The sequence below is a fragment of the Demequina lignilytica genome, assembly GCF_030418375.1.
In the GTDB taxonomy this organism is placed as follows: Bacteria; Actinomycetota; Actinomycetes; order Actinomycetales; family Demequinaceae; genus Demequina; species Demequina lignilytica.
The window spans coordinates 630,739-653,197 of sequence record NZ_JAUHPZ010000001.1 but is presented as its reverse complement, the minus strand read 5'-3'; the positions used below and the strand labels follow the sequence as shown (position 1 = coordinate 653,197).

Genomic DNA, 22,459 nt, shown 5'->3' with positions numbered 1-22,459 from the left:
GACGAGCCCAAGGAGGTCCCGGTGAGCGTGGTGGGGGAGCCACTCGCGGGGTGCGTGATGGTGATCACGGCGGATCGGCGCAAGCGTGAGCTGGCGTCGGCGCTGGAGCGGCGTGGGGCGATCGTCCGTCACGCGCCGGCGCTCAGCACCATCCCGCACATGGACGACGAGCGGTTGATCGCCGACACCCGTGCGCTCATCGCGAGCCCTCCGGACATCGTGGTCGCGACCACCGGCATCGGCTTCCGGGGGTGGATCGAGGCGGCCGATGCCGCGGGGCTCGCCGAGGACCTCATCGATGCCATGCGCGGTGCGCGCCTGGTCGCGCGCGGCCCCAAGGCTCGGGGCGCGATCCAGCAGGCGGGGCTCGAGGCTGACTGGGTCGCCGAGTCGGAGACCGCGGCCGAGCTCCGCGACTACCTGCTCGCGGAGGGGGTCGCGGGGCTGCGGGTCGCGGTCCAGCACCACGGCAACGGCTCGGACGGCCTCGACGAGGCGTTCACCCAGGCGGGCGCCGACGTCCAGAGCCTCCTCGTCTACGGCTGGGGCGAGCCTCTCCAGGCCGACCTGCACCGCGAGTGGGTCGGTCAGGCGGCGGCGGGTGGCTGCGACGCCGTGCTCTTCACCTCCGCCCCGGGCGCGGAGTCCTGGCTCGCGGAGGCGCGAGCGCAGGGCGTGCTCGCGACGATCGCCGCACGGGCGGCGGCGGGCGAGCTGGTGCTCGCCGCGGTGGGTCCGGTCACGGCGGCGCCGCTGCGCGAGGCGGGCCTGCTCGTGGCGTTCCCGGACCGGTGGCGCCTCGGCGCGCTGGTGCGGATGCTCGTCCAGCAGTTCACGGACAGCGCGGTGGGGGTGCCGACACCCGACGGTCCTCTCGTCATGCGCGCCACGGCCGCCGTGCTCGAGGGCAGGGTGCTGCCGCTGACGCCGACCGGGCTCGAGATCCTGCGCGCGCTCGCCCGCGCCAAGGGCAACGTGCTCACCCGCGAGCAGCTCGGCGCGGTGCTCCCCGGCGCGCAGGCCGGTCCGCATGCCGTCGAGGCCGCCATCAACCGCCTGCGCGAGAACTCGGGTGCGCCCACGCTGGTGCGCACCGTGGTCAAGCGGGGCTACGCGCTGGCGGTGACGGCCGCATGAAGCCGGTGCTGATCGCGTGCGCGCACGGCACGCGCGACCCCGACGGGCAGGCCACCATCCACGCGGTGATCGAGGCGGTGCGGACTGCCATGCCGGACGTCGACGTGCGCGAGGCGTATGTCGACGTGCACGGTCCCGAGCTGCAGGACGTGGTCGACGAGGTCACGCCCTCCTCCCTCGGCACGGCCGCCGTGGTGGTGCCGCTGCTGCTCGCGGGCGGCTATCACGTCTATCACGACATCGCGAAGGCGGTGGAGAGCAGGGAGGACATCTCGCCTGCCCCCGCCCTCGGCCCCGACCCGCGGCTCATCGACATCGTCATGGAGAGGATCCACGAGGCGGGCGTCCACCCGACGTCGACCGTGATCCTGGCGGCGGCCGGGTCCTCGGACCCGCGGAGCCAGGCGGACACGGCCGAGGCGGCGGAGATGCTCCGCGCCCGGTGGGACGGCCCGGTGCGCGTGGGATACGCGGCGGGGATCAGCCCGACGGTCGCGGAGGCGGTCGCCGAGGCGCGGCAGTTCGGCGAGGAGGAGCCGGTGGCGGTCGCATCGTTCCTGCTCGCTCCCGGCTTCTTCCAGAAGCGGCTCGAGGACTCCGGCGCCGACCAGGTGACGGGTTCGCTCGCGCCGCACCCGAAGCTGGTCGAGATCATCCTCGAGCGCTATCACGACGGTTATGGGGCCTGACCCCTACGTGCGGCAGCGGGCGCTCGGAGGCTTCGGCCCCGAGGGTCAGCGGGCGCTGTCCGAGGCGGCCGTCGTCGTCGTCGGCGTCGGCGGCCTGGGCTGCCCGGCCGCTCTCGCGCTCGCGGCCGCCGGCGTGGGCGAGCTGGTGCTGGTCGACTCGGATCACGTGAGCATCACCAACCTTCACCGGCAGACGCTGTACGGTCCCGACGACGTCGGCTCCCTCAAGGTCGTCGCGGCCGAGCGCGCCCTTCGCCGGATCGCGCCGGGGCTGAGGGTGACGGCGGTCAGCGAGCGGCTGACGGAGGCGTCGGCGCAGGGGCTGCTCTGCGGCTCCGACGCGGTGCTCGACTGCACCGACAACTTCGAGGCGAGGTACGCGGTCGCGGACGCGGCGGCGGCCTCCGGCGTGCCCGTGGTCTGGGGCGCGGTGCAGGGCTGGCACGGGCAGGTCACCGTGTTCGACACGGCCGTGGGGCTGCGCGACGTCTTCCCCGAGCCGCCCCGCGCGGAGCTGGGGGCATGCGAGGGCGGCGCCGTGATGGGCCCCGTCTGCGCGCAGGTCGGGTCGGCGATGGCCACCGAGGCGATCAAGGCGGTGACCGGAGCGGGCGAGACCCTGGCCGGGACCATCGCGATGCTCGACGGCCGTTCCGGCCGGTGGCGCGACATCGCGGTCGCGCGCAGCCGGCAGGCGGTGGGACGCTGAGCGTCATGCGATCGGTCGTCGAGCATCGTGCCGCCGCGCTCACGCTCGCGGGCGCGCCGCGGAGCGAGCAGGTTCCGGCGGCCGCGGCCCTCGGTCGGGTGCTCGCGCATGACGTGAGGACCCTGGTCGACGTGCCGTCCTTCACCAACTCGGCGATGGACGGCTACGCGGTGCGCGTCGCGGAGGCCGCGGCCGGCGCGATCCTGCCGGTCTCGGCCGACATCCCCGCGGGGGTGTTCCCGGCTCCGCTGGCGCCCGGCACCGCCGCGCGGATCATGACCGGCGCCCCGGTGCCGCAGGGGGCCGATGCGGTGGTGCCGCGCGAGGTCACCGACGACGGCCTGGAGCGGGTCCGCGTCACCGTGGCTCCGGCGCCGGGTGCGCACATCCGGCTCGCGGGAGAGGACGCGCGGGCGGGGGACCTGGTGCTCGGCGCCGGGACGGTCCTCACGCCGCCGAGGCTCGCCGCGATCGCGGGGGCCGGCCACGCGGAGGTGTCGGTGCGGGCCCGGCCCCGCGTGGTGGTGGTGAGCACGGGCGACGAGCTCCGCGCGCCCGGCGAGGAGCTCGCACCCGGTCAGATCTTCGACTCCAACTCGACGTTGATGGCGGCGCTGGTCGAGCAGGCCGGTGGGGAGGTCGCGGCGGCGTTGCGGCTGGGCGACGACCCGGTCGCCTTCCTCGCGGCGGTCGAGACGGCGTCCGCGGGGTGCGACCTGATCCTCACCGCCGGCGGGGTGAGCGTGGGCGCCTACGACGTGGTCAAGGCTGCGCTCGCCGACGCCGGCGTCGAGTTCGTCCCTGTCGCGATGCAGCCGGGGAAGCCGCAGGGGCTGGGACGCGTGGGTCGGGTCCCGATCGCGTGCCTTCCCGGGAACCCGGTCTCCGTCGCCGCATCGTTCACCGCCTTCGTCGAGCCGATGCTGCGGACGATGCTCGGGTTGCCCGCGCGCGAGCCCGAGGCCGCGGTCGCGGGCTCGGGCTGGGTGTCTCCGCCGGGACGCGAGCAGCGGATCCCGGTGGTGATCGAGCCCCCGGTGCCGGGCGGCACGGCGGCGCCGGTGGTGCGTCCCGCGAACGCGGGCGGCTCGCGCTCGCACCTCGGGCTCCGGCTCGCGGTGGCGGAGGGCTGGGCGATCGTCCCGCCCGACGTCCAGCGCGTCGAGGCGGGCGATAGCGTGGGCCTCATGAGGTTCCTCCCATGACCCGCTTCACGCACCTGGACGACTCGGGTCACGCCCGCATGGTGGACGTCACCGAGAAGCAGCCCACTGTCAGGGCGGCCACCGTCGAGGGCTTCGTCGCGTGCCACGCTCACGTGGTCGCGGCGCTGCGGGACGGCACGGTTCCCAAGGGGGACGTGCTCGCGGTCGCGCGGGTGGCGGGGATCGCGGCGGCCAAGCGCACCCCCGAGCTGCTGCCGCTCGCCCACGTGATCGGCGTCCACGGCGTGGTCGTGGATCTCGCGGTTGAGGATGGCGGGGTGAGGATCGTCGCGACGGTGCGGACCGCGGACCGGACCGGGGTCGAGATGGAGGCGTTCACCGCGGTCTCGGTCGCGGCGCTCAACGTGGTCGACATGGTCAAGGGGATCGACAAGTCGGTCTCGGTCGAGGGCGTGCGGCTGATCGCCAAGGAGGGCGGCAAGTCCGGGTCGTGGAGGCGCGAGCCGTGAGGGATGCCGCCCGCGCGTCGATCGCCGCGATCGTGCCGGCGGGAGGGCGCGCGCGCCGGTTCGGATCGGACAAGACCCTCGCGTCGATCGGCGGTGCCACCCTGGTCGGCCGCGCGGTCGACGCATGCCGTGCGGCGGGCGCGGAGCCGATCGTCGTGGTCGGCCCGCCCGAGAACGCGGTGCCCGGCACCGTCGGCGCGTGGGAGGAGCCGCCATTCGGTGGTCCGGTCGCGGCGATCGCCGCCGGATTGTCGCGGCTCGACGAGGCGGACCTGGTCGCCGTGGTCGCGGCCGACATGCCCTTCGCGGGAGACGCCCTCGCGGTGCTCGTGGCCGCAATCGCCTCGAGCGACGGGATCGACGGCGCCTGCGCGGTCGACACCGAGGGCCGACGCCAGCCGCTGCTCGCGGTGTATCGCACACGGGCGCTGAGCGACGCGCTGGCGGCGCTCGGGGAGCCCGCCGGAGCGGCGATGCGCGCGCTGACCCGTTCCATGACCCTGGTGGAGGTGCCGTGCGGCGCCGCCGCGATCGACATCGACACGCCCGAGGCGCTGGCCCGGGCGGGAGGGGAGGCACCATGAGCGAGCCGTCACAGCTGGACGCGTGGAGCGCCGCGCTCGCGCGGGAGCTCGGCATCGAGGAGGAGTCGCTCGGCCACACCGGCGCGCTGCTCGACGTCGCGCGCGACGCCGCGCACGCGGTGGCGCGTCCGGCGGCACCTCTGACGACCTTCCTGGTCGGGTGGGCGGTCGGCACCGGGAGGGTGACGGTCGACGAGGGCGTCGCCGCCGTCGAGCGGTTGGCGGCGAGGTGGACCGAGGAGATGCCCGGATGATCCCCTCGGCCACGGTCCGTGGGAGCGTCACCGTGCGCTTCTTCGCCGGCGCGGCGGAGGCGGCGGGCGAGGACCAGACCCTCGCCGAGGCCGGCACGGTCGCCGACCTGCGCGCCGCGCTCGCCGACCGCTACGGCGCCGAGCTCGAGCGGGTGCTCACCCAGTGCTCGATGATGAGCGGGGGTGGGCGCCTCGAGGAGGGCGCCGTGATCGAACCGGGCGCGACCGTCGATGTGCTCCCTCCCTTCGCGGGCGGCTGACCTCGTCGCCTCCGTTCCGGGCATGGACGGGCCATCGCGGCTAGAAGAGGTGGGCGCCTCCATCACTGGGTGATCTCTCTTCTTCAGGTGCCCCGTCACCGCCCGGCCGGGCATCGGCGTCCTGCGTCGAGGCGGCGGGCGGGGGTGCTCCCGGTCTGTTCCCGTCGGTCCCGGTGCGCTCGCGGGCGGCCGGCATCGGCGTGCGATCCGGGTCGATGTGCGCCGGTGGGATGATCCACGTCCTGCCGTGACGGCGCGTGATGGTCCAGTCCGTGGTGTGGATGCGCGTGTGGCAGGACCAGCAGAGCAGCGCCATGTTGTCGAGATCGGTGTCGCCGCCGTCCGACCAGTGACGAAGGTGGTGGGCATCGCACCAGGCCGGCGGCGCTCCGCACCAGACGCAGGCACCGTCGCGCGCGACGAGCGCGAGCTTCTGCGCAGGCGATGCCAGGCGCTGTGCCCGGCCGAGATCGAGAGGCTGCGACGGGCCGCCCAGGACGGCGGGGATGACCCCCGTCTCCGCACACCACCGCCGCAGGTGCCCGGCGTCCATGGTGGTGCCGGTGGTGTGGTTGGTCGCGAGCCCGCCGCGCGCGACCAGGCTGTCGAGATCGACCTCGACCAGGATCGTGGTGGTGACCCCGGTGGGCGCCGCCGTGCAGCCGATCAGGTGCTCCGCCATCAGCGCGAGCGCATCGGCTCGCATCTGCGGGGCAGTTCGCGTCTCCGGGATGTCCAGGTCGCGCGCGGCGCGGAACTCGCGGGTGACGTAGGCCGTGCAGAATGCCATCACGCCGGCCGCGGTGGAGAGGTCCAGCGAGCCCGACAGGCGGACGGAGCCGTCGGCCTGCGGGGTGAGGAACACCCCGCGTCCCTCGAACAGCCGCGTCGCGCGGGCGTGCGTCTGCGCCGCGTCGAAGCCGGCCGCAGCACGGTCGCACGCGCTGCGGAGCCGTCCGAGGTTCGATCGCAGGGCGCGACGCACGAGGGTCGCCTCGACGTCGGCCTTGCGTGCCCGCAGGTCGTCCGTGTCCGCGATCAGCCCCTCGAGGGTCGTGCGGATCACCGCCGCGGCGTCCGCCGTGATCTCGCCGTCCTCGAGCGCGCGTGCCAGCGGTGTCAGCGCGGCTCGCCGTGCTGCCTCGCGAGCACGCGCGCGCTCCTCGCGCGCCCGCTCGCGTTCGGCCTCGCGTCGCTCCGTCTCCAGGCGCTGCCGCTCGCGCTCGGCCTCCGCGAGCTCCTCGTCGTCGTACGAGGGCGCGTCCTCGCCGCCTGAATCCTCGTCGTCATCGTCATTCTCGGGCTCCGCGTCCAGGACGGTGCGTCCGGCCTCGATGAGCATCCGAGCCTCGGCGAGCGTGCCGCCGAGGCCGGCCGCGACCATCTGCTCCGGCGAGCCGAAGCCCTGACTCCGGGCCAGCCCTCCTGCTCCCGGCGCGGACCGAGCGGCGATCTGAGCCGCGACGGGGGCATAGAGCCTCTTGAGCTCGACGAACACCTCGGCGAAGGTCCTGTTCGCGCTCACGAGCTCTCCTCCCGCGAGGTCGCGCACGTCGACCCCGTCCAACGTCAGCACGCCGCTGACGCCGGAGGCGAATCGAGAGGTCGAGAGGCTCATGACACCATCAGATCACCACCGTCTGACATCGCCGACGGATCATCCACCCTGGTAGACATGTGAATTGTGTGCGTTCCGATCGTGCCTGGGGACATCGGTCGCGGTGGCCGGCGGTCACACGCCTGAAACACCCCTCACGTACGGTCGAGATCCCACCTCCACCCCGAGAGGAGAGACATGCTCGAGGACTGGTTCGGATTCGGAGTCGCCGCGGGCGTCGGGCTGGGAGTGGCGGTGCTCGTCGCCCTCGCGGTCGAGACCGTCATGCGCCTCATCGCCAAGCGCACGGCCTGGGCGCGCTCCCTGATGGTCCATGCGCGTCGACCCTTCTGGATGCTGAGCATCCTGCTCGGCCTGTGGATCGGGGTGCGCGCGCCGCTCCAGGGCATCGACTGGTGGGCCGCCGTCATGCGGATCTTCACCATCGCGGTGATCGCCACCCTCGCGTGGCTGCTCATCGGCTTCGTGCGCTTCCTCGCCGATCTGGCGCTCGAGCACAACCGGATCGACGTGCCCGACAACCGTCTCGCCCGGCGGCTGCGCACCCAGACCCTGATCGTCAAGCGCCTCGCGATCGCCCTGATCGTCGTCATCGCGGTCGGAGCGTCGCTCTTCACGTTCGACGAGGTGCGCGCGCTCGGAGCGAGCGTCCTCGCGTCCGCGGGCATCGCCTCGATCGTCGCGGGCCTCGCGGCGCAGTCGGTGCTGGGCAACATGTTCGCGGGGATCCAGCTGGTCTTCAGCGACGCGCTGCGTGTCGACGACGTGATCGTGGCCCAGGGCGAGTGGGGTCGCGTGGGCGAGATCACCCTGAGCTATGTGGTGCTCGACCTGTGGGACGACCGCCGCCTGGTCCTGCCCTGCACCTACTTCACCACCACGCCGTACGAGAACTGGACCCGCCAGGGCTCCGAGCTGCTCGGCTCCGTCGAGTTCGACCTGGACTGGCGCGTGTCCCCGCAGCGGATGCGCGAGCACCTCGAGCAGGTCCTGACGGAGACGCCCCTCTACGACGGCCGCGCGTCCGTCCTGCAGGTCACGGAGGCCACCCAGGGCTACGTCCGCGTCCGCATCCTGGTCACCGCCCACGACGCGCCCACCCTGTACGACCTGCGGTGCTTCGTGCGCGAGGCCATGGTCCTGTGGATCCAGAGCGTGATGCCCGACGCGGCCCCCGCCCAGCGCGTCCTGGTCACGGAGCAGGCGGCCGGTCGTCCCGGTCGCCGAGGCGCCCGGCAGGCCGCGGAGCAGGCGGGGGAGTCCGGCCTGTTCACCGGCAGCGCCTCCGCCGAGGAGCGGGCCAGCCAGTTCACCCACGGCACGCCGAGGGAGACGCGCGGCGGGGACGATGCGGTGGTCGAGCCGGCGCCGGACGAGTCCGCCGCGAGGTCCTGAGGCCCCTAGCCTCCGATCGCGCTCATGGGGCGGTCCGGCTGGAGGAAGCCGGGGTCGTCGATCCCGTGCCCGGCCTTCTTGAGCCGGAGCGCGGCCTGCATGGCCGCGGCCAGCGCCTCGTCGTCCGCCCCGGACCGCAGCAGCGCCCGCAGGTCCGACTCCTCGCGCGCGAACAGGCAGTTGCGGATCTGCCCGTCGGCCGTGAGGCGGATGCGGTCGCAGGTCCCGCAGAACGGTCGCGTCACCGACGCGATCACGCCGACGGTCGCGGGCCCGGCGTCGAGCGAGAACAGCCGGGCGGGCGCGTGAGGATCGGCGTCGACGGGGGAGAGCGACCACCGGTCGCCGAGGGCGTCGAGGATCTCCTCACGCGTCACCATCGACGCGCGGTCCCACGTGTGGCCCGCGTCGAGGGGCATCTGCTCGATGAACCGCATCTGATAGCCGCGGTCGGCGGCGTAGGCGGTGAGGTCGACGATCTCGTCGTCGTTCACCCCCCGCATCGCGACGGCGTTGATCTTGATCGGGGACAGGCCGGCGGCGTCGGCCGCCGCGATGCCCGCGAGCGTGTCGACCAGCCGGTCGCGCCGCGTCAGCTCGAGGAAGCGATCGCGACGCAGGGTGTCGAGCGAGATGTTCACGCGGCGCAGGCCGGCGTCGACCAGCGGCGCGGCCAGTGCGGGCAGCCGCAGGGCGTTCGTGGTGAGGGACAGCTCCACCGGCCCGGCGGGTCCCGTCAGCGACGCCAGCCGCCCGACCACGTCGACCACGTCCGGGCGCAGCAGCGGCTCCCCGCCGGTCAGGCGGATCTCGGTCACGCCGAGCCCGACCGCCACCGACGCGAGCCTCACCAGCTCCTCGGTGCTGAGCAGCGAGTCCTTCTGCAGCCACGGCACCCCGTCGGCGGGCATGCAGTACGTGCACCGCAGGGAGCAGCGGTCGGTCAGCGAGATCCGCAGGTCGCGGTGCACGCGCCCGAAGCCGTCGACAAGCCCCCTCATCGCAGACCCACCCACGTGTGGCTGCCGTCCGCCAGGATCTCGCGCTTCCAGATCGGCACCTCCGCCTTCACTCGCTCCACTGCCTCGCGGCACGCCTCGAAGGCCTGCGCGCGGTGCCCGGCGCCGGCGGCACCGACGATCGCGACGTCGCCCACGCCGAGCAGCCCGACCCGGTGCGTGACGGCGAGCACCGCGCCGTACGCGTCCTCCACCTCGGCGACGATCCGCGCCAGCACCGCCTCCGCATCCGGATGCGCCGAATATTCCAAGTGAGTCACCTCACCCACAACGCTGGGGTCGTGATCGCGCACCATGCCGACGAACGTCGCCACCGCGCCGTGGCGCGGCGAGGAGACCGCCGCGACATGCGCGTCGAGCGACAGGGACGATGCGGTGACCGCCGCAAGCGCGGGCATCAGTGGTCCCCTCCCGCCAGCTGGGCGAGCGCGTGGGGGAGCACTGCCCCGAGCACCACGGCGGCCGATCGGGCCGCGCCCGTCGAGCCCGCGACGTTGACGACCACGACGCCCTCCTCGGTCACCCCCGCGAGCCCGCGCGACAGCGCCGCGGTCGGCACGGCCTCGGCGTCGACCGCGCGCAGGCGCTCGGCCACCCCGGGCAGCGGTCGGGCAAGAAGCGGCGCCGTCGCCTCCGGCGTGAGGTCGCGCGGGGCGAGCCCGGTGCCGCCCGTGGTCACCACGGCGCGGGCGCCGGCCTCGACCGCCGCCCGGATCGCGCCCCTCACGCTGTCGATCCCGTCCGGCACGATGCGCGCGGTCACCTGCGCGCCGAGCGTCATCAGGGCCTGGACGAGGATCGGGCCCGATGCGTCCGGACGCGCGCCCGCCGCGCTCCGATCGGAGACGGTGATCACGTGCGCGGGGACGCCGGCGAGATCCGGGGACATGGACCCGAGTCTACGAAGCGGGTGTTTCGTCGGGGTTGCCGTCGCCTGGCGCGCGCGGCTCGGGAGCGGTGAGCGGGTAGGCGTCCAGCCCGTGCGGGAGCCCGAACCTCACCGGTCCGCCGACCACGAGCTCGCCCGCGCGGGACACGTCGACGTCCGCCGCGGCCACCCGTCCGGTGACGCGGAGCTCGTCACCGCGCGGCTCGACGGTGACCACCTCATCGTCCACCCAGGTCAGACGCGGATCCGCCGCGCCGCCCACGACGACCTGGGCGGGCCGCACGGCGACCGCCGCCGCCTCGCCGGCGCCCGGTCCGCCCGTGACCGGCAGGCGTATCCCGCCGCCGAGGGCGAGCGTCCCGCCCCGCATCTCGCCGGTGAGCAGCACCCTCGCTGCCATGCGGGCCGCGAACGGCGTCCGCGGTCGCGACAGCACCTCGGAGGCCGTTCCGTGCTCGACCACGCGACCCGCGTCCATCACGGCGACGTCGTCGGCGAAGGCGTAGGCGTCCAGCACCTCGTGGGTCGCGATGATCGCGGTGCGCTCCTGCAGCAGCTCGGCGACAAGCGCGCGGACGCCGCTCGCGGCGGGCACGTCGAGGCCGGCGAATGGCTCGTCCAGGAGCAGCACGCGCGGATCCGCGGCGAGCGCCCGAGCGATCGCGACGCGACGCGCCTGACCGCCCGAGAGCGCGCCGGGCCGGCGGTCCTCGAGCCCCGCGAGCCCGACGCGGTCGAGCCAGCGTCGCGCGACCGCGTCGGCCTCGAGGCGGGCCGCGCCGCGGGCGCGCGGCCCGAAGGCCACGTTGCCCAGGACGCTCATCGTGGGGAACAGCGCATCGTCCTGCGACAGCAGTCCGACCCCGCGGGTGCGGGCCTCGCCCAGCGCCGCCCCGTCGAGCCGGACCTCGCCCACGGCGCCGGGCAGGATCCCGGCGATCCCTTCGAGCAGCGTGGACTTGCCCGATCCGTTCGGGCCCAGCAGGACCAGGGTGCGTCCGGTGGTCACGCCGAGCCGCACGTCGACCCCCCGGGAGGCGACGGCCACGCGCGCGTCGAGCCCGGTCAACGTGCGCCCCGCAGCGGCCGGTAGGCGAGGGCGACCACGGCGATCGCCACGGCCACGAGCACCAGGGACAGGGCCGCCGCCGCGGCCGGGTCGGTCTCCCGTGCGAGATAGATCTCGAGCGGCGCGGTGCGGGTCACGCCGGCGAGCGAACCGGCGAAGGTCAGCGTGGCGCCGAACTCCCCGAGCGCCCGGGCGAAGGCCAGCACCGCGCCCGTCGCGAGCGCCGGCCCCAGCGCGGGCAGCGTGACCGCCAGCAACGTTCGCGTGCGCGAGGCCCCGAGGGTGGCGGCCATCGCCTCGTGACGCCCTGACCGCGCGTCGAGCGCCGACTCCACGCTCACGACCATGAAGGGCATCGCGACGAACGTCTGCGCGATCACCACCGCGACCGTCGAGAAGGCGATCGCCCCGCCGAGCTGCTCGCCCAGCAGCCCGCGGCGTCCGAACGCGTACAGCAGCGCGAGGCCGCCGACCACGGGGGGCAGCACCAGGGGCGCGAGCACCACGGCGCGCACCAGTCCGCGCACGGGCCCTCGCAGGCGGTGCAGCGCGAATCCGAGCGGCACCCCGAGCGCGACCACGAGCCCGGTCGCGACAGCGGCGGTGCGCAGCGACAGCCCGAGCGCCGTCAGGGACGCGTCCGACGCCACCAGCGACCAGAAGTCCTCCCAGGGCACCCGCGAGGCGAGACCCACGAGGGGCAGCAGCACCAGCAGCCCGCCGAGCACGGCGAGGGGCGCGAGCCAGCGCGGACCCGTCACGGCAGCCCGAACCCGGCGTCCGCGAGGATCGCCCGCCCGGGGGTTCCCATGAGGTCGTCCCAGAACCGCGCGGCGAGGGAGGGATCGTGGTCGCCGGGGATCGCGACCGCGACGTACGTGTTCACCACGCGCTCCGCTCCCGCGATCGGCACCTCCTCCACGCCCGACGCCCGCGCGACGTCGGTCACGTACACCACCCCCGCATCGGCCTGGCCTGCGGCGACCTTGCTCAGCACGTCCGTGACCGACTGCTCCTCGGACGCGGGGGAGAGCGTCAGGCCCTCGAGGGACGCGAGCTCCGCCGTCGCGGCTCCGCACGGGACCTGCGGCGCGCAGATCACGCTCGTGACGTCCCCGCGCTCGAGGTCCGCGAGACCCTCCACCGCGGCCGGATCGCCCTCCGGGACCACGATGGTGAGCGTGTTGGTCGCGAACGCGGCGGGTTCGTCCAGGCCCAAGCCGTCGGCGACGGCGTCTCCTTGGGCCTCGTCGGCGGACAGGAAGATGGTAGCCGGCGCGCCCTCGAGGATCTGCGCCGCCAGATCCGACGAGCCCCCGTAGGTCACGGTGATGTCGGCCCACGGCAGATCGGCGTGGATCTCCTCGACCACCTGCTCGACCACGTCCGTGAGCGACGCCGCCGCGAACACCGTGATGCCGTCGTGCGCCGGCCCCACCTCGCCGCGGTCGATGAACGAGCCCGCCAGCACCGCACCGATGGTCGCGACGAGCAGCACCAGGACGACGATCCCGGCGACCCGCCTCACGCCTTCGCCGCCGGCGTCTCGACGATGACGGTGGTCGCCTTCACCACCGCGGTCGCCACGGAGCCGGGCTCGAGCCCCAGCTCGCGGACCGCCTCCGCGCTCATGAGGGACACCACGCGGTGCGGCCCGCACTGCATCTCCACCTGCGCCATCACGGTGTCGACCGTCACGGCGGTGACGATGCCGACGAACTGGTTGCGCGCGGACCGGCGCACTCCGGCGTCCTCGGCCACCCGCCGCGACTCGCGGGCGAGCTGGGCGACCGCGAGGCTCGGGATCACCGTCCGGTTCGACTCGTCCTTCCACGTGGGAATGCCCTGCGCCTGCACCCAGCGGCGCACCGTGTCGTCGCTCACTCCAAGCAGCTCGGCCGCCTCGGAGATCCTCATATCCGGCATGATGCGGACGTTACTGCCGCATCTGCGGCGCGGGCAAGGGTCAGCGCTTGAGGACTCCGAGGATGGACCGCATCACCGACCGCCCGATCTCCCGGCCGGCGGTGCGAGCGAAGTCGCGCACGGGCGCAGACTCGAGCACCTTCTCGACGCCCGACCTCTCCGCACGCGAGCCGGAGCGCGACCGGGACGGCGATCCCGACCCGGCCCGCGCATCGTCTCGCTGCCCGCCCTGCCCGGCGGCCTCCTCCTTCTCGGCCGCCGCGGCGGCCGCCTTCTCCGCGCGGGCGGCCAGCAGCTCGTGCGCGCTCTCGCGATCGACGTCCTGGCCGTACCGTGCGGACAGCGTGCTCGCCTTCACCGTGTCCGCGATCACCCCCGCGGGAGCCGGATCCATCAGCCCGCGCGGCGCGCACAGCCGCGTCCACGCCACGGGGGTCGGCGCACCCCTGTCGGAGAGCACCGTCACCACGGCCTCGCCGATGCCCATGGTGGTGAGCACCTCCTCGAGGTCGTACGGGGAGTTCGGGAACGTGCGCGCGGTCGCCTTCATGGCCTTCGCGTCGTCGGGGGTGAACGCGCGCAGGGCGTGCTGGACGCGGGATCCGAGCTGCCCGAGCACGTCGGCCGGCACGTCCTTCGGGGTCTGCGTGCAGAAGAAGATGCCCACCCCCTTCGACCGGATCAGCCGCACCGTCTGGACCACCTGCTGGAGGAACTCCTTGGACGCGTCCGCGAACAGCAGGTGCGCCTCGTCGAAGAAGAACACCAGCCGCGGGCGGTCCGCGTCGCCCACCTCCGGCAGATCCGCGAACAGGTCCGCGAGCAGCCACATGAGGAACGTCGAGAACAGCTGCGGCCTGCTGATCAGATCCGGCAGCTCGAGCGCCGAGATCACGCCGCGGCCCTCCGGCGTGGTGCGCAGCAGGTCCATGGTGTCGAAGGCGGGCTCGCCGAAGAACTCGTCGCCGCCCTGCGCCTGCAGGTTGGCGATCTCGCGCAGCAGCACGCCGGCCGTCTGCGAGGACACCCCGCCGATCCCCTTCAGCTCCGCCTTGCCCTCGTCGGAGGTGAGGTGCTGGATGACGGCGCGCAGGTCCTTGAGGTCGAGCAGTGCCAGACCGTTGGTGTCGGCCCAGTGGAACACCAGCCCGAGCGCGGACTCCTGGATGTCCGTGAGCCCCAGCACCTTCGCCATCAGCAGCGGCCCGAAGTCCGTCACCGTGGTGCGGAGCGGGATCCCCGCGCTCAGGTCGGGCGCGCCGAGCGCGTAGAACTCCATCGGGTACGCCCGCGGCTCCCACTCCTGGCCGATGTCGGCGGCGCGCGTCGCGATGAAGTCCTTCGGCTCGCCCTCGCGGGCCATGCCGGACAGGTCGCCCTTGATGTCGGTGACGAACACGGGCACGCCGGCGTCCGACAGCGCCTCCGCCATGCCCTGCAGCGTCCGGGTCTTGCCGGTGCCTGTGGCGCCCGCGATGAGCCCGTGCCGGTTCATCATCGCGAGCGGCAGACGCACCTGGGCGCTCTCGGTCGCGTCCTCGCCCTGGACCAGCGCGCCCAGCGTGATCGCGGGACCGTCGAACGTGTAGCCCTCCGCGACAAGCGCGGCGTACTCGGGGGAGGAGGCGTCCATGCGCCTCAGGCTAACCAGGGACGATGCGCGGCGCGCGGTCAGGCGGTCGGGCCCGGCTCCTGCGGCGGTGCCGGCGGTGTCGCCGGCCGTTGAGGCGCCGCCGGCGGCGCGACCGGCGGGGCGGTCGGCGTCTCGCGCGAGCCGCGCCGGTCGTCGTCGGACTCGATCGTGTCGATGATGATCTCGTACAGGCGCGCGTGGACCTTCTCGACGTCGGGGATGTCGTCGAACTCCAGCGGGTCGTCCGAGGCCGACTCGACGATCAGCTTCCCGGTGCGGAACATCCGGTCGATCATCCCGTGGCGGAACTGCACCGTAGCGATGCGCGCGATCGGGATGTCGATGCCGCTCTTGGTGAAGACGCCCGACCGATAGATCACGCGGCGGTCCGTGACCACGAAGTGGGTGGTGAACCAGCGGATGAACGGGGACAGCGCCCACCAGATGACGATGATCCCGAGCACCACCGCCACCACGATCAGGATCGTGGTGCGGGCGGTGTCGCTCATCGCGGCGTTCCCGGTCCACACGGCCGTGGTGATCATCGCGGCCACCGCCAGCAGCGCGATGATCACGGGCCCGAGCAGCGCCTTCCAATGGGGGTGGCTGTCGATGACGACGGTCTCGCCGGGGGAGAGCAGGTTGCGCGGGTAGGCCATGGTCCGAGCGTATCGGCGCGTGCGGTCCGCGGCATAGGGGGGGCGATGAGGGGCGTGCGACGGTGAAACGCCGCGCACATGGACACGAAACATGCCGCGGATAGGGTGGGGCCATGAGCGGCAAGGAATCGCCAACTCCGTGGACCGGATACGCCCCTGTCCAGGCCTGGGACGAGGCCATGGACATCGAGGGCAAGGTCAGAGAGCCCTACGCCCGTGTGTACGACGAGATCGATCGCCTCTCGGGCGACGATCTCTACTCGCGGGCCGAGGCGCTCGCGTCGACGTACCTCGCGCAGGGCGTGACCTTCGACCATGCGGGCGAGGAGCGGCCGTTCCCGCTCGACATCGTGCCCCGCGTGGTCGGGGCCGACGAGTGGGACATCATCTCGCCCGGCGTCGCGCAGCGCGTCAAGACCCTGGAGGCGTTCCTCGCGGACGTGTACGGGTCGCAGCACTGCGTGAACGAGGGCCTGGTGCCGCGCCGTCTGATCGCGACCTCGCAGTACTTCTACCGCGCCGCATCGGGCATCGACCCGGCCAACGGCGTGCGCGTGCACGTGTCGGGCATCGACCTGGTGCGCGACCAGCACGGCATCTGGCGCGTGCTCGAGGACAACGTGCGCGTCCCGTCCGGCGTGAGCTACGTGCTGTCGAACCGGCGCGCGATGTCGCAGATGTTCCCCGACATGTTCGGCGCGATGGGCGTGCGCCCCGTGCTCGAGTACTCGCAGCGGCTGCGCGCGGCGCTCGCGAAGTCGGCGCCCGACGGGGTCGACGACCCGACGATCGTGGTGCTGACGCCCGGCGTCTTCAACTCGGCCTACTACGAGCACTCCCTGCTCGCGCGCACCATGGGCGTCGAGCTGGTCGAGGGGCGCGACCTCGAGACCCACAACGGCCGCGTGTACATGCGCACCACCGCGGGGCGCAAGCGCGTCGACGTCATCTACCGCCGCGTCGACGACGACTACCTGGACCCCGTGGCCTTCCGGCCGGACTCCGCCCTCGGCGCCCCCGGCATCGTCCACGCCGCCCGCATGGGCAACGTCACCATCGCCAACGCGATCGGCAACGGCGTCGCCGACGACAAGCTGATCTACACGTACATGCCTGAGCTGACCCGCTACTACCTGGGCGAGGAGCCGATCCTGCCCAACGTGGACACCTGGCGGCTCGAGGAGCCGGACGCGCGCGAGGAGGTCATGGACCGCCTCGACGAGCTGGTGGTGAAGCCCGTCGACGGCGCCGGCGGCAAGGGGGTGATCATCGGCCCCAAGGCCTCGAAGGAGGAGCTCGACCAGGTCCGCTCCCAGATCCGCGAGGACCCGCGCGGGTGGATCGCCCAGCCGGTCATCCAGCTCTCCACCGTGCCGACGCTCACGGACGACGGCCTCGAGCCCCGTCACGTCGACCTCCGGCCGTTCGCGATCAACGACGGCGACGACGTCTGGGTGCTCCCGGGCGGCCTGACCCGCGTGGCGCTCGCGCGTGGCCAGCTGATCGTCAACTCGTCGCAGGGCGGCGGCTCGAAGGACACGTGGGTGCTCGGCGGGGTGCGCCAGCGCGGCAAGGCGTCGCCGCCGCCCGAGTCCCGCGTCGAGCTCGCCGGGATCGGCGCCGTCCCGCAGGCGGCCCACCCCGACGACATCGAGCACGGCCAGCAGCAACAGCAGCAGCAACAGCAGCAGGCGGAGGACGGGGGCGCATCATGCTGAGCCGCATCGCCGAGTCGCTCTTCTGGATCGGGCGCTACGTCGAGCGCGCCGACAACACCGCGCGCCTGCTCGACGTCCATCTCAACGTGCTGCTCGAGGACCCGTGGGTCGACGAGCCCAGCGCCAACGCATCGCTGCTGTCGGTGATGAACTGCGTGTTCGAGACGCCCGTGTCGCGCCCCGACGTGCTGGCGACCCTCGCGTTCGACCCCGAGCAGTCGTCGTCCATCGCGTGGACGCTCGCGGCGGCGCGCGAGAACGCGCGCCGGGCGCGCGAGGTCATCAGCACCGAGGTGTGGGAGTCGCTCAACACCACGCGCAACCAGCTGCCCCGCTGGACGGCCGCGGCCCGTCCGCACGAGTACTTCGTGTGGGCGCGCGAGCGGGCCGCGGTGGTGTGGGGGCTCCACTCCGCGACCACGTCGCGCGACGACGCCTGGCACTTCATGGAGCTGGGCCGCTCGCTCGAGCGCGCCGACATGATCGCGCGCCTCCTCATGACCCGTCACTTCGAGGGAACCACCGGCCCCAATTGGACCACGCTCCTGAGGTCGTGCTCCGCACACGAGGCCTACCTGCGCACCGTGCGCGCGCTGGTGACCGAGGAGCGCGCCGCGGAGTTCCTGCTGGTGGACCACCTGTTCCCGCGCTCGATCGCCTACAGCCTCCAGAAGGCGGAGGACACGCTGGGGCTGATCGAGGGCGCGTCGAACTCGCGCGCGCTGTCGGACCGGGCCCGCCTCGCCCTGGGCCGCGCCCGCACCAACCTCGAGTACCGCGACGTGCGCGAGGTCCTCGACGACCTTCCCGCGCAGATGCAGGAGGTGCAGCGCGCCTGCGCCACCGCCTCCGACCTGATCCGAGACCGCTACTTCCTGCCGGCGTCGACCGTGCTGTGGAGCCAGGAGGCGCTGTGAGCACGCTGAAGATCGAGCACCGGACCCGTTTCCGCTACGCCACTCCCATCGTGTCCTCGTACAACGAGGCCCGGCTGACGCCGGCGTGGCTGCCGCGTCAGCGAGTCCTCGACTCCAAGATCGAGATCTCCCCGCTCACGTGGCGGTCGACGTACCGCGACTACTGGGAGGCGGAGGTCGCGGTGTTCGAGGTGCTCCAGCCCCACGACAGCCTGACGGTGTCCAGCTCGAGCATCGTCGAGGTGACCGGGCAGCCGGCGCGCGAGGACCGCGCGTCGTGGGAAACGCTCGCCGGACCGCGGTTCCAGGACCTGCTCAGCGAGTACCTCGGCCTGAGCCCCACCGTCGAGCCCACCGAGGAGCTCGCGGCGTTCGCGAAGGACGCGGCCGGGCGCCTCGACCCCGACGGCGCGGCGCACGCGATCTGCGACTTCCTCCACGAGGAGATGAAGTACGTGCCCGGCGCGACCACCGTGCACACCCCGGCCTTCGAGGCCTGGGACGCGCGCTCGGGGGTCTGCCAGGACTTCGCCCACCTGGCCATCGGCGCGCTGCGGTCCATCGGGATCCCGGCGCGCTACGTGTCGGGCTACCTGCACCCGAAGCGCGACGCCGACATCGGCGAGACGGTGGTCGGGGAGTCGCATGCCTGGGTCGAGTGGTGGACCGGGGACTGGTACGGCTTCGACCCGACCAACGATCGCGAGGTGGGGGACCACCACGTGATCGTCGCGCGCGCCCGGGAGTACACGGACATCCCGCCGCTGACCGGCGTGGTGGCGGGCAGCACCACCGAGCTCGACGTGAAGGTCGCGATCACCCAGACCGCCTGAGGCGACGTCGACGGGCTCGCCGGTAGCATTCTTCGGTGACCTCCCCCGTGCCCGCCGCAGCCGTCGTCGTGACCACCCATCGCGAGGGGCGGCTCATGATCCCGACGGTGCGGGGTCTCGCGCGCGCGATCGCGCATGCCCATGAGCACGGCATCGGCGTCGAGGTGGTGATCGTGCGCGACCGCGCCGACCGCCGCACCGTCGAGCAGGTGGACTCGCTGGTGGCGGAGGGGGCGCTGGAGCTCGCGACCGCCACGCTGGTGGTCGACGTCGATCACGGCGACCTGGGGCTGTCCCGCAACTCCGGCATCGCCGCGTCGAGCGCCCCGGTGGTGGGCGTGCTCGACGCGGACAACCTCCCGTCCGCCGCCTGGATCACGGCGGGCCTCGCGCGCCTCGCGGCGGCAGGAGAGCCCGCGATCGTGCATCCCGAGCGCATCATCCGGTTCGGTGAGCGGCTCGAGGTGTGGCCCCTCACCGGCACCGACTCGCCCGCCTTCCAGCCGGGCACCCTCGCCTGGAGCAACGCCTGGGACGCCTTCGCGCTCATGGACCGCGAGGTCTGGGAGGCGCATCCGTACCGCGAGTGCCGCCCCTGGGAGGGGTTCGGCCCGGAGGACTGGGCGTGGAACTGCGAGACCGTCGCCGCGGGCGTGCCTCACCTCACCGTTCCGGGGACGTCCCTCTACTACTGGTCGCGCACGTCCGCGTCGCTCGCGGAGGCACACCGCGGATCGCTGCTGCCGCGCAACGACCTGCTCCGGTCGAAGGAGCTGGCCGCGGCCGAGGCGCCCCGCCTCGCCGCGCGGCTCGGCGGCGCAACGCCGGCCGGGCGCGGAGCCCGCTCCGTGATCGGCGCGGTGCGTGGCGCGTCGCCCGTCGTCGATCGCGCGGTCGGGCTCGCCGGGCGGGCCGCGCGCGCGGCCGCGAGGGTGGTGCGGCCGGCGGACGATGCGGCGGTGCCCGCGCCCTTGGCCGCCCTGGCGCCCGAGGAGGTCGCCGACTGGCAGGACGCGCATCGTCTTCAGCCGCTGCTGCGCACCCCCGTCGAGCGCCATCTCGCCTCCTACGTCGTGGACGGCGCCGACCACGACGAGCGATCCGTGCCCGACCGGGCCGCGTACTGGACCGCGATCGACGAGCTGCCCGAGCGCGTCGACGTGCTCTTCGTGGGGCTGTGGGTGCGGGCGAGCGGCGGCGACCGGATGCTCCTCGAGCACATCCACGCGGTGCGACGGCTTCGGCCCGACGCCTCCATCGCGCTCATCACCACGGAGGAGGAGCCCTCCGAGCACCTCCACCTGCTGCCCGAGGGCGTGACCGTGGTCGAGCTCGGCCGCTTCCGGTTGTGGCCCGAGTTCCTCGAGCAGGTGCTCGCGATGGTCTGCGCGCAGCTCCGGCCGGAGACCATCCACATCAACAATGCCGAGCGCGGCTTCTGGATGATGGAGCGCTGGGGCGTCCAGATCGCCCGGCACAGCCGCGTCTACGCCCAGACCTTCGTGGTCGACCGCTTCGACGACGGCTCGGAGTGGTCCTTCCTCTACAACCGCTCCCGCGACTACTTCGACCGCTTCACCGGGATCCTCACGGACAGCGAGGCCTTCGTCGACCACGTCGTCGAGACCCAGGGGATCCCGCGGGAGCTGTTCACCGTGCACACGGTGGTCGACACGGCGGCGCTCGCGCCCTCGGCGGAGGCCCGCGCGGGCATGGCCGCCCCGGCGGGACGCACCCTGCGCCTCCTGTGGGTCGGCCGCTTCGACCTCCAGAAGCGACTCGACCGGCTCGCGGACATCTCCGAGGCGCTCGCCGCGGAAGGCGCGGACGTCGAGATCACCATCATCGGCGAGCCCCTGGTGGGCTCGGATCCCGACTGGCAGGACCACCTCGACCGCGCGCTCGCCGGCGTCGCGGTGCGGGGAGAGGCCTACCGGGACGGCTTCCCGAGCGCCCACCCGGAGCGCTACGACGCGCTCCTGATGACCTCCGACTACGAGGGTGTGCCCATGGTCATGCTGGAGGCCATGGCGTCGGGCCTGCCGGTGATCGCGCCGCTGGTCGGCGGAGTGGGGGAGGCGCTCGACGCGGACACCGGGCTCCCGGTCGATCCCGAGGAGGGCATCGCCGGCTACCTCGACCGCGTCCACCTGCTCCGCGACGCGCCCGACGAGGTCGCCGCGCGCGCCGCGGCGGCACGCTCCCGCCTGGAGCAGACCTCGTCGCGCGCCGCCTTCGACCGGACGCTCGAGCGGCTGCCGGGCTACCTCCCGCGCGTGACCGGGCCCGGTGCGTGGGCGCGGCTCGGCGTGCGCTGGTTCGCGTCGCCCGAGGCGGCGGAGCGGCTGGCGGCGCGCGACGCCGATGTCGTCGTGTACACGGGGTCCAACGGCCATTCGAACTTCGGCGACATCCTCCAGACCAAGAACATCCTCGCGTACTGGGCGGGTCGCGCGGGCCGCCGCACCACGCTGGTGATGCCCGCGTACGCGGCGCTTCCCGCCGGGCGCTCCGCGGAGCTCGAGGCCTGGTACCCGGCCGACGACGTCGTCTTCGTCTCGACCACCGCGGTCGACGTCCGCGGCGCTGGCCTCGTCGAGATCCCCGCGCCTGCCGGTGGCACGCTCGTGCACGTGGTCGGCGGCGGCTATCTCAACGCCCGCTGGGGCGGCGAGCACTTCCCGGTCATCGACGCGGTCGCGTCGGGCTGCGGCGCCCCGATCCTGTTCTCGGGCCTGCAGGTGGACGTGCCGGCGCTCGCCGGCTTCACGGAGCTCGCCCGCCACCACCGCATCGTCAGCGTCGGGCTGCGCGACCACGTCTCGCATGCTCTCGCGACGGAGGCGCTCGACGTGCCGGTGCGCTTCACCTTCGACGACCTGACCGAGACCTTCCAGGACTGGGCGCGCGCCCGTGACGGTCACGTGCGCCGCGACGGCCCCACGCGCGTCGCCGTCCACATGAACACCTCGGACTACGCCGGGGGAGACGTGGCGCTCGACCTGTGGCGCGACGTCCTGCGCCAGGTCGCGGAGGAGCTGCCCGGCTGCGAGCTCCTGCTCCTGCATGCCTACGACGACCCGCGCCTCGACGTCCGGGACACGCTGGACACGGTCGCGGCGCTGGCGGAGGACATGCCCTTCTCCCGCTTCGAGGTGATCGACATCGCGAAGGCGTCGCTGGAGTACCGGTTCGGCGCGGGGCTTCCCGACGCGCTGCGACCCGTGCTCGACGTGGATCTCGCGCTGTCCTCGTCGTACCACACGGCGCTCTTCGCCAGCTTCATGGGGGTGCCCGCCTACCTGATGGGCGCCAGCGCGTACTTCCGCCAGAAGGCGCAGCTGTTCGAGCTGCCGGAGCTGGGCGACTTCCTCAGGGATCCCGGTGCCTACCGCCTGGAGATCCCCGCCGAGCTCGGGGCCCGGAGAGTCTGGCTCGAGGTGCTCGCCGAGCTCCCCTGACCGGCCCGCGGAGG

At 73.5% G+C, this 22,459-nt stretch carries 23 protein-coding genes; 13 read left to right on the top strand and 10 right to left on the bottom strand.

Annotated features, from left to right (window positions below):
* Positions 1-21: 21 nt before the first annotated feature.
* From QQX13_RS02930 to QQX13_RS02895, 8 genes are read left to right on the top strand one after another with little or no spacing between them, the layout of a single operon-like run.
* Positions 22-1,137, top strand: a complete 1,116-nt coding sequence (locus tag QQX13_RS02930; RefSeq protein ID WP_367281252.1) for a uroporphyrinogen-III synthase — start codon at positions 22-24, stop codon at positions 1,135-1,137.
* Complete coding sequence (locus tag QQX13_RS02925; protein WP_301120237.1) at positions 1,134-1,826, top strand: sirohydrochlorin chelatase; 693 nt, start codon at positions 1,134-1,136, stop codon at positions 1,824-1,826. The genes QQX13_RS02930 and QQX13_RS02925 overlap by 4 nt, the downstream gene beginning before the upstream one ends.
* Entirely contained in the window at positions 1,816-2,535 is a 720-nt protein-coding gene (locus tag QQX13_RS02920; RefSeq protein ID WP_301120239.1) for a HesA/MoeB/ThiF family protein, read from the top strand. The genes QQX13_RS02925 and QQX13_RS02920 overlap by 11 nt, the downstream gene beginning before the upstream one ends.
* A gap of 5 nt (positions 2,536-2,540) precedes the next feature.
* On the top strand, positions 2,541-3,740 hold the full coding sequence (locus QQX13_RS02915; RefSeq protein ID WP_301152465.1) for a molybdopterin molybdotransferase MoeA: 1,200 nt from the start codon (positions 2,541-2,543) through the stop codon (positions 3,738-3,740).
* Complete coding sequence (moaC, locus tag QQX13_RS02910) at positions 3,737-4,210, top strand: cyclic pyranopterin monophosphate synthase MoaC (RefSeq protein WP_301152464.1); 474 nt, start codon at positions 3,737-3,739, stop codon at positions 4,208-4,210. The genes QQX13_RS02915 and moaC overlap by 4 nt, the downstream gene beginning before the upstream one ends.
* Positions 4,207-4,794: a molybdenum cofactor guanylyltransferase gene (gene mobA, locus QQX13_RS02905; protein ID WP_301152463.1), complete on the top strand. Its 588-nt coding sequence runs from the start codon at positions 4,207-4,209 to the stop codon at positions 4,792-4,794. Before moaC ends, mobA begins: the two co-directional genes overlap by 4 nt.
* Positions 4,791-5,048 carry a DUF6457 domain-containing protein gene (locus QQX13_RS02900; protein WP_301152462.1) on the top strand — a complete coding sequence of 86 codons (258 nt, stop codon included), beginning with the start codon at positions 4,791-4,793 and terminating at the stop codon, positions 5,046-5,048. Before mobA ends, QQX13_RS02900 begins: the two co-directional genes overlap by 4 nt.
* Positions 5,045-5,308, top strand: coding sequence for a MoaD/ThiS family protein (locus QQX13_RS02895; RefSeq protein WP_301120251.1), 264 nt, complete (start codon positions 5,045-5,047; stop codon positions 5,306-5,308). The genes QQX13_RS02900 and QQX13_RS02895 overlap by 4 nt, the downstream gene beginning before the upstream one ends.
* A 40-nt stretch (positions 5,309-5,348) precedes the next feature.
* On the opposite strand, the gene QQX13_RS02890 is transcribed toward QQX13_RS02895, so the two are convergent.
* Positions 5,349-6,926, bottom strand: a complete 1,578-nt coding sequence (locus tag QQX13_RS02890) for an HNH endonuclease signature motif containing protein (protein WP_301152460.1) — start codon at positions 6,924-6,926, stop codon at positions 5,349-5,351.
* A 177-nt stretch (positions 6,927-7,103) separates the two neighbouring features.
* Between QQX13_RS02890 and QQX13_RS02885 the strand changes: the two genes are divergently transcribed.
* A complete protein-coding gene (locus QQX13_RS02885; protein ID WP_301152459.1) occupies positions 7,104-8,321 on the top strand; it encodes a mechanosensitive ion channel family protein in 1,218 nt (405 codons plus the stop codon).
* 5 nt (positions 8,322-8,326) lie between these two features.
* Here QQX13_RS02885 and moaA read toward each other — a convergent pair whose 3' ends face one another.
* The 9 genes from moaA to QQX13_RS02840 are packed head-to-tail and all read right to left on the bottom strand — an operon-like array spanning position 8,327 to position 15,516.
* Positions 8,327-9,322 (bottom strand): GTP 3',8-cyclase MoaA, encoded by a 996-nt coding sequence (gene moaA / locus QQX13_RS02880; protein ID WP_301152458.1) that lies wholly within the window; start codon positions 9,320-9,322, stop codon positions 8,327-8,329.
* Entirely contained in the window at positions 9,319-9,738 is a 420-nt protein-coding gene (locus tag QQX13_RS02875; RefSeq protein WP_301120258.1) for a molybdenum cofactor biosynthesis protein MoaE, read from the bottom strand. Before QQX13_RS02875 ends, moaA begins: the two co-directional genes overlap by 4 nt.
* On the bottom strand, positions 9,738-10,229 hold the full coding sequence (locus tag QQX13_RS02870; RefSeq protein ID WP_301120260.1) for a MogA/MoaB family molybdenum cofactor biosynthesis protein: 492 nt from the start codon (positions 10,227-10,229) through the stop codon (positions 9,738-9,740). The genes QQX13_RS02875 and QQX13_RS02870 overlap by 1 nt, the downstream gene beginning before the upstream one ends.
* A 10-nt stretch (positions 10,230-10,239) precedes the next feature.
* A complete protein-coding gene (locus tag QQX13_RS02865; RefSeq protein ID WP_301152457.1) occupies positions 10,240-11,298 on the bottom strand; it encodes a sulfate/molybdate ABC transporter ATP-binding protein in 1,059 nt (352 codons plus the stop codon).
* Positions 11,295-12,059, bottom strand: coding sequence for an ABC transporter permease (locus QQX13_RS02860; RefSeq protein ID WP_301152456.1), 765 nt, complete (start codon positions 12,057-12,059; stop codon positions 11,295-11,297). The genes QQX13_RS02865 and QQX13_RS02860 overlap by 4 nt, the downstream gene beginning before the upstream one ends.
* Positions 12,056-12,826 carry a molybdate ABC transporter substrate-binding protein gene (gene modA, locus QQX13_RS02855; protein ID WP_301152454.1) on the bottom strand — a complete coding sequence of 257 codons (771 nt, stop codon included), beginning with the start codon at positions 12,824-12,826 and terminating at the stop codon, positions 12,056-12,058. Before modA ends, QQX13_RS02860 begins: the two co-directional genes overlap by 4 nt.
* Positions 12,823-13,224 (bottom strand): TOBE domain-containing protein, encoded by a 402-nt coding sequence (locus tag QQX13_RS02850; RefSeq protein ID WP_301120268.1) that lies wholly within the window; start codon positions 13,222-13,224, stop codon positions 12,823-12,825. Before QQX13_RS02850 ends, modA begins: the two co-directional genes overlap by 4 nt.
* A gap of 40 nt (positions 13,225-13,264) precedes the next feature.
* On the bottom strand, positions 13,265-14,857 hold the full coding sequence (locus tag QQX13_RS02845) for a helicase HerA-like domain-containing protein (protein ID WP_301152453.1): 1,593 nt from the start codon (positions 14,855-14,857) through the stop codon (positions 13,265-13,267).
* Positions 14,858-14,895: 38 nt separating this feature from the next.
* Positions 14,896-15,516, bottom strand: a complete 621-nt coding sequence (locus tag QQX13_RS02840) for a PH domain-containing protein (RefSeq protein WP_301152452.1) — start codon at positions 15,514-15,516, stop codon at positions 14,896-14,898.
* 113 nt (positions 15,517-15,629) lie between these two features.
* On the opposite strand from QQX13_RS02840, the gene QQX13_RS02835 reads away from it, so the two are divergent.
* Genes QQX13_RS02835 through QQX13_RS02820 form a run of 4 tightly spaced genes read left to right on the top strand, consistent with a single transcriptional unit; the run spans position 15,630 to position 22,445 of the window.
* On the top strand, positions 15,630-17,234 hold the full coding sequence (locus QQX13_RS02835) for a circularly permuted type 2 ATP-grasp protein (protein WP_436968548.1): 1,605 nt from the start codon (positions 15,630-15,632) through the stop codon (positions 17,232-17,234).
* A complete protein-coding gene (locus QQX13_RS02830; protein ID WP_301120274.1) occupies positions 17,228-18,151 on the top strand; it encodes an alpha-E domain-containing protein in 924 nt (307 codons plus the stop codon). The genes QQX13_RS02835 and QQX13_RS02830 overlap by 7 nt, the downstream gene beginning before the upstream one ends.
* Complete coding sequence (locus QQX13_RS02825) at positions 18,148-18,984, top strand: transglutaminase family protein (RefSeq protein WP_301152451.1); 837 nt, start codon at positions 18,148-18,150, stop codon at positions 18,982-18,984. Before QQX13_RS02830 ends, QQX13_RS02825 begins: the two co-directional genes overlap by 4 nt.
* A gap of 35 nt (positions 18,985-19,019) precedes the next feature.
* Complete coding sequence (locus QQX13_RS02820) at positions 19,020-22,445, top strand: glycosyltransferase (RefSeq protein WP_301152450.1); 3,426 nt, start codon at positions 19,020-19,022, stop codon at positions 22,443-22,445.
* The last annotated feature ends 14 nt before the right edge of the window (positions 22,446-22,459 follow it).

Excerpts from the sequence above, each read along its gene's own strand:
- QQX13_RS02925 (WP_301120237.1), top strand. The coding sequence starts at position 1,134 with ATGAAGCCGGTGCTGATCGCGTGCGCGCACGGCACGCGCGACCCCGAC.
- QQX13_RS02920 (WP_301120239.1), top strand. The coding sequence starts at position 1,816 with ATGGGGCCTGACCCCTACGTGCGGCAGCGGGCGCTCGGAGGCTTCGGC.
- QQX13_RS02915 (WP_301152465.1), top strand. The coding sequence starts at position 2,541 with ATGCGATCGGTCGTCGAGCATCGTGCCGCCGCGCTCACGCTCGCGGGC.
- moaC (WP_301152464.1), top strand. The coding sequence starts at position 3,737 with ATGACCCGCTTCACGCACCTGGACGACTCGGGTCACGCCCGCATGGTG.
- QQX13_RS02900 (WP_301152462.1), top strand. The coding sequence starts at position 4,791 with ATGAGCGAGCCGTCACAGCTGGACGCGTGGAGCGCCGCGCTCGCGCGG.
- QQX13_RS02895 (WP_301120251.1), top strand. The coding sequence starts at position 5,045 with ATGATCCCCTCGGCCACGGTCCGTGGGAGCGTCACCGTGCGCTTCTTC.
- QQX13_RS02890 (WP_301152460.1), bottom strand. The coding sequence starts at position 6,926 with ATGAGCCTCTCGACCTCTCGATTCGCCTCCGGCGTCAGCGGCGTGCTG.
- QQX13_RS02885 (WP_301152459.1), top strand. The coding sequence starts at position 7,104 with ATGCTCGAGGACTGGTTCGGATTCGGAGTCGCCGCGGGCGTCGGGCTG.
- moaA (WP_301152458.1), bottom strand. The coding sequence starts at position 9,322 with ATGAGGGGGCTTGTCGACGGCTTCGGGCGCGTGCACCGCGACCTGCGG.
- QQX13_RS02875 (WP_301120258.1), bottom strand. The coding sequence starts at position 9,738 with ATGCCCGCGCTTGCGGCGGTCACCGCATCGTCCCTGTCGCTCGACGCG.
- QQX13_RS02870 (WP_301120260.1), bottom strand. The coding sequence starts at position 10,229 with ATGTCCCCGGATCTCGCCGGCGTCCCCGCGCACGTGATCACCGTCTCC.
- QQX13_RS02850 (WP_301120268.1), bottom strand. The coding sequence starts at position 13,224 with ATGCCGGATATGAGGATCTCCGAGGCGGCCGAGCTGCTTGGAGTGAGC.
- QQX13_RS02845 (WP_301152453.1), bottom strand. The coding sequence starts at position 14,857 with ATGGACGCCTCCTCCCCCGAGTACGCCGCGCTTGTCGCGGAGGGCTAC.
- QQX13_RS02840 (WP_301152452.1), bottom strand. The coding sequence starts at position 15,516 with ATGGCCTACCCGCGCAACCTGCTCTCCCCCGGCGAGACCGTCGTCATC.
- QQX13_RS02835 (WP_436968548.1), top strand. The coding sequence starts at position 15,630 with ATGAGCGGCAAGGAATCGCCAACTCCGTGGACCGGATACGCCCCTGTC.
- QQX13_RS02830 (WP_301120274.1), top strand. The coding sequence starts at position 17,228 with ATGCTGAGCCGCATCGCCGAGTCGCTCTTCTGGATCGGGCGCTACGTC.